The sequence below is a fragment of the Shewanella sp. 10N.286.51.B8 genome (assembly GCF_041469325.1).
In the GTDB taxonomy this organism is placed as follows: Bacteria; Pseudomonadota; Gammaproteobacteria; order Enterobacterales; family Shewanellaceae; genus Shewanella.
This window is the reverse complement of record NZ_JBFRKG010000067.1, coordinates 1-5,136: the sequence shown is the minus strand read 5'-3', so window position 1 is coordinate 5,136 and position 5,136 is coordinate 1. Positions and strand designations below refer to the sequence as shown.

Annotated in this window: 4 protein-coding genes and 3 tRNA genes; 6 read left to right on the top strand and 1 reads right to left on the bottom strand. The window is 39.1% G+C overall.

Annotated elements, in window-relative coordinates; genetic code table 11:
• Positions 1–1,274: 1,274 nt before the first annotated feature.
• Together murB and birA are read left to right on the top strand one after the other, a co-directional pair.
• The gene (murB, locus tag AB4160_RS19220) at positions 1,275–2,288 is read left to right on the top strand and encodes a UDP-N-acetylmuramate dehydrogenase (protein ID WP_102436320.1); all 1,014 of its coding nucleotides are present in this window, start codon (positions 1,275–1,277) and stop codon (positions 2,286–2,288) included.
• Position 2,289: 1 nt separating this feature from the next.
• Positions 2,290–3,255: a bifunctional biotin--[acetyl-CoA-carboxylase] ligase/biotin operon repressor BirA gene (gene birA / locus AB4160_RS19215; protein ID WP_372006043.1), complete on the top strand. Its 966-nt coding sequence runs from the start codon at positions 2,290–2,292 to the stop codon at positions 3,253–3,255.
• A 6-nt stretch (positions 3,256–3,261) separates the two neighbouring features.
• Here birA and coaA read toward each other — a convergent pair whose 3' ends face one another.
• Complete coding sequence (gene coaA / locus AB4160_RS19210; RefSeq protein ID WP_102436324.1) at positions 3,262–4,212, bottom strand: type I pantothenate kinase; 951 nt, start codon at positions 4,210–4,212, stop codon at positions 3,262–3,264.
• 220 nt (positions 4,213–4,432) lie between these two features.
• Here coaA and AB4160_RS19205 point away from each other — a divergent pair.
• From AB4160_RS19205 to AB4160_RS19190, 4 genes are all read left to right on the top strand, one after another.
• Positions 4,433–4,508: transfer RNA gene (locus tag AB4160_RS19205), tRNA-Thr, on the top strand.
• 7 nt (positions 4,509–4,515) lie between these two features.
• Positions 4,516–4,600, top strand: a tRNA-Tyr gene (locus AB4160_RS19200).
• Between the two features lie 36 nt (positions 4,601–4,636).
• Positions 4,637–4,710 (top strand) — tRNA-Gly (locus AB4160_RS19195).
• 186 nt (positions 4,711–4,896) lie between these two features.
• A partial coding sequence (locus AB4160_RS19190; RefSeq protein ID WP_372006041.1) for a GTP-binding protein occupies positions 4,897–5,136 on the top strand: 240 nt, incomplete at its 3' end.

Here is a 5,136-nt window from a genome sequence, read left to right as displayed (position 1 = left end):
GCAAAAAGAATAAATCCTAATGCTGATAATTTGAGTCATTAGCTGCAACATCTCAGCGTGAGCGGTGAGTGTGGACGAATGCCCATGTGAAAGTAGGTCATTGCCAAGCGCATAATTTATCTTACTTTTTAAAAGTAAGAACAAAAGTTACGAATAATCCCTGACTCTACGAGTCAGGGATTTTTTCGTTTACGACTTTCGATCAATATAGGGTGAAGTAGGGTGCAATGTCTGTGTTTATAAAGCAACGCTTTATACAGACATGAAAGGCGGAGGATTTAGCCGCAGCTGAACAACGCCAAGTGCCTAATATTTCTCGGTAGAGAATCGATAAAGCCCTGACTTAACAGTCAGGCTTTTTTCGTTTCAGGCAAAAAAGATTAAACCTTAATGCTGATAACTTGAGTCATCAGCTGCTAGATAATATCGTGAGCGGTGAGTGTGAGCGATTGCCTATGTGAAACTAGGGGGGAATGTCTGTGGTTATAAAGCAACGCTTTATACAGATATGGAACGCGAAATATTTATCCGCAGCTGAACATCGCAACCGCCTAATTTCTCTCGTAAGAGAGTCGATAAAGCCCTGATTTAACAGTTAGGGCTTTTTTGTATTTGGGGAAAAAGAATAAATCCTAACGCAGATTACTTGAGTCATTTACTGCTACATATCGGCGTGAGCTGCGAGTCTGGGCGAATGCCCATGTGAAAGTAGATTACCGCCAAGCGCCTAATATCACTCATTAAAGAGTTGATAGAGCCCTGACTTAATAGTCAGGGCTCTATCCGTTTTCGGGGAAAGTGAAATATGTACTAACCATGAGAGCTTGAATCATCACCTGCTAGATAATATTGTTCGGTGAGAGTGGGAAAATGTTCATGACAAAGCAGACCTTAATGCTGATCTAAATTCAGCAAGGCTTTATAGCGACTCTACACAGATATAAAGTACGAAGGGTTTATTTGTTGATCAACATCAACAAGCGTCTAATCAGTATTAAGCCCGATATTATGTAGCGGGCTTTTTCATTTCTGGCTTTCAATATATATGTCTATGGATATTATTTTAATAGAAGACAAATTAAGCTCCCGGTGCTCAATAGGCAAAGTTTTATAGGTTTTTTAGAGATATTGATATGACACGAGTAGTGCTAAGACGTTTTGATATAAAAACCTACGGGATGTAGTAATTTATTAATCAAAAGAGACTTATTTCGCCATTTGTATATATCTTAAGTACAATAGTGTTCATTATTTTTCGTTAGAACTATGCCTTTATGCCTGTAAGTTTAGCTCCCCATAATACCTTGGCCTTAACACAATGTTGCGACGCTATTGTTGAAGTTGACTCAAAAAAACAACTGATTTCAGTCGTTTCTAAGCTTGTCAGTGAATCTAAGCCTATGTTGATCTTAGGCGGTGGCAGTAATGTTGTATTTACCGATGATTTCAATGGCACCATTATAAAAGTGCTTACAAAAGGAATTAAGGTCGTTGAAGATGAGTTTAATTTCATCTTATCAGTTCAAGCAGGTGAAAATTGGCATGATTTTGTTGAATACTGTTTAGAAAATGGCATTAACGGCTTAGAGAATCTAGCGTTAATTCCAGGCACAGTTGGCGCCGCGCCTATTCAAAATATTGGTGCTTACGGTGTAGAAATCGATAATTTCTGCTCTCAAGTAGAATACTATGACTATACGACATCTCAGTTGATAACCCTTGATGCAGATCAGTGCCAGTTTGGTTACCGAGATTCAATTTTTAAACACCAGCTTAAGGATAAGGCTGTCATCACCGAGGTTGAATTTAGATTACCTAAGTTGTGGGCGCCTAATCTTGAATATGGACCACTAAAACACTTACAGGATGACAGTGTTAGCGCACAAATAATATTTGAAACAGTATGTGATGTGAGGCAAAGTAAATTACCGGATCCTAAGGTACTTGGTAATGTTGGTAGTTTCTTCAAAAACCCGATTATTTCAGCTAAGCAGTATCTTGAGTTATTAACCGAATTTAGTGATCTTGTCGGCTACGCGCAAACTGACGGCACGATTAAAATTGCCGCAGGTTGGTTAATTGATGAAGCTAATTTAAAAGGCTTTACAGTAGGCCGTGCTGCCGTGCATACCAAGCAAGCACTAGTGCTCGTTAACCTCGGTGGGGCAACGGGTAATGATATTTGTCAATTAGCTCATGCGGTGATGAATAAAGTTTACGATAAATTTAATATAAATTTAGAACCGGAACCAAGAATTATTGGCCCAAAAGGCGAGGTAGATATCTGATATGAATGGTCATTGGGTTAAAAAGAAACAGATCCTAGCTTTGCTTGATCATAGTGATTATGTCTCTGGTGAGCAAATTGCTCAAAAAGTGGGTTTATCACGCACCGCGGTAAACAACCACATCAGCCAGTTACTTGATTATGGCGTAGATATATACAGTGTTAAAGGCAAAGGCTATAAGTTATCTAACCCATTACCATTATTTGATGAGGCAAAACTATTGGCTGCAATAGATAATCGTTGCTTTTATTTTGATGACATTAACAGCACCAATGCCTTTATGTTGCAACACGCTGATGAATTGAAAACAGGTGATATTTGTATCGCTGAATATCAATCTGCAGGTAGGGGGAGGCGAGGACGTAATTGGGTATCTCCCTATGGGCACCATGTTTATGCTTCAATTTTTTGGCGCTTAAATCAAGGTATGAATGCAGCAATGGGCTTAAGCTTAATTGTTGGCTGCTCTATTGTAAAAACCTTAGAGAAATATGGTGTAGAAAATTTAGGCTTAAAATGGCCCAATGATATTTATAAAGATAATAAAAAATTAGCAGGCATTTTAATTGAATTGTCTGGCCATTCCTTGGATGAATGTAATTTAGTGATCGGTTTTGGCATTAACATGAGTATGTCTAATAAGCATGCTGAAGCTATTGATCAACCATGGAGTGACTTGAGTACTTTAGCGGAGATGCCAAATAAAACTGATTTAATGATTGATTTACATCAACAACTTAAATCAGATTTACGCCTATTTGAATTGCAAGGCTTAACGCCTTTTATACCGCAATGGGAAAAACATGATTTATTCATTCATAAAGAAGTGGATTTGATCATGGCACCTCATTCTCTATCGGGGATCTGTCGAGGAATTGATCAACAAGGCGCTATTTTATTGGAGATTAATGGCAACATTACATCACACATTGGTGGCGAAATTAGCTTGAGGGCATCTGCCAAATAACCGTATTTATTTACGTAAAAGCACTTGGTCTACAAGGTGGTTCTGGGCTTTTTTTAAAATGAGGTTAGCGCGGGCACGACTGGGTTTGATGTTTGACTGTAAATTGGGGCCGTTAATTGTGTCCCAAATATTCGCTGCCGTAGCATTCGCTTCTTCATCAGACAGTGTCGAATAGTGATGGAAAAACGACTCAGGATCACTGAAAGCCCCTTGTCGGAATTTCAAAAAGCGTTGCTGGTACCAGTGTTTTAACAGTGACTCTTCAGCATCGACATAGATAGAGAAGTCGACATAATCTGACAAAAAGGTACTTTTATGATCAGGTGATGGATCTAATGATGTCTGTAATACATTAAGGCCTTCGATAATCAAAATATCGGGCTGATTAATTTCTTGGACACTATCCGTTAACCTATCGTAGCTGACATGAGAATATAACGGTGCCGATACGGATTCATCGCCAGCTTTAATGCTGGAAATAAAATCAATCAACATTTTCATGTCGTAACTTTCAGGAAAACCTTTGCGCTTAAGCAAATTACGTTGTTTAAGTTCTGCTAACGGGTATAAGAAGCCATCGGTGGTGACTAATTCGACTTTTGGGTGCTCTGACCAGCGTTGTAATAATGTTTGCAAAATACGTGCAGTGGTACTCTTACCGACTGCAACACTGCCTGAGATACTAATGATGTAAGGTGTTTTTGTCGGTTTATGACTTAAGAACTGATCAAGCACTTCACTGCGTTGATGTTTGGCACTGATAATCAGGTTGAGTAGGCGACTTAAGGGCAAATAAATATCCGTCACTTCATCGAGTGACAGTTGCTCATTCATGCCTCGAAGGTTTTCTAATTCTTCTTGGCTTAGTGTTAAAGGCACCGAATTACGTAATTCAGACCATTGTTGGCGCTGAAAAGAAAAATAAAGTGCTTGCTGAGATAATTTATTTGATGTCATAACGTCCTTTCCTTAGATCAGGCACAGTACACCAACAATATATATTGAACAATAGAAAATGCATTGATAGTTTTAGCAATAGTTTAAATCGAGGTATTTTTGAACGCAGTTGTTAAATTGAGCCTAAAAAAGCGACATTTAAGACTTTTTTTATCTTTTTTATGCTTTTGCTATTGCACTTGTGCCGACATTTACCTAATATCCGTTTCCGAAATGATTAGCCGGCATAGCTCAGTTGGTAGAGCAACTGACTTGTAATCAGTAGGTCCCGAGTTCGACTCTTGGTGCCGGCACCATTTTTCTGGAGGGGTTCCCGAGTGGCCAAAGGGATCAGACTGTAAATCTGACGGCTCAGCCTTCGAAGGTTCGAATCCTTCTCCCTCCACCATTTTTAAAGGTAGTTAGGTAGCCTTAAACAGGTTGCGCGGATGTCGTATAATGGTATTACTCCAGCCTTCCAAGCTGATAACGCGGGTTCGATTCCCGCCATCCGCTCCAAATTGCTGAACGACTTGATTGCTTAATATCTCTGTCAGAGTTATTAAGTCAATCAAATCCTTTAAATCAGCACGTCCTGTCTTATGCTAAACTAATCTCCTAAACTAATCGATTCGATGTCATTCAATGCATCGGATTTTTTCTATATGTGTTTTCATTACCAAGACTCTGGGTTGAGGCAATATCATGGCTAAAGAAAAATTTGAACGTAGTAAACCACACGTAAACGTGGGTACAATTGGTCACGTTGACCATGGTAAAACAACTCTTACAGCAGCTATTTCAGCTGTATTGTCAAAAGTATATGGTGGTGAAGTTAAAGATTTCGCACAAATCGATAACGCTCCAGAAGAGCGTGAGCGCGGTATTACAATTAATACTTCTCACATCGAATATGACACACCAACTCGTCACTACGCACACGTA

What these genes read in the sequence shown, in the direction of transcription:
- murB (WP_102436320.1), top strand. Translation starts at nt 1,275, where the DNA reads ATGCCTGTAAGTTTAGCTCCCCATAATACCTTGGCCTTAACACAATGT.
- birA (WP_372006043.1), top strand. Translation starts at nt 2,290, where the DNA reads ATGAATGGTCATTGGGTTAAAAAGAAACAGATCCTAGCTTTGCTTGAT.
- coaA (WP_102436324.1), bottom strand. Translation starts at nt 4,212, where the DNA reads ATGACATCAAATAAATTATCTCAGCAAGCACTTTATTTTTCTTTTCAG.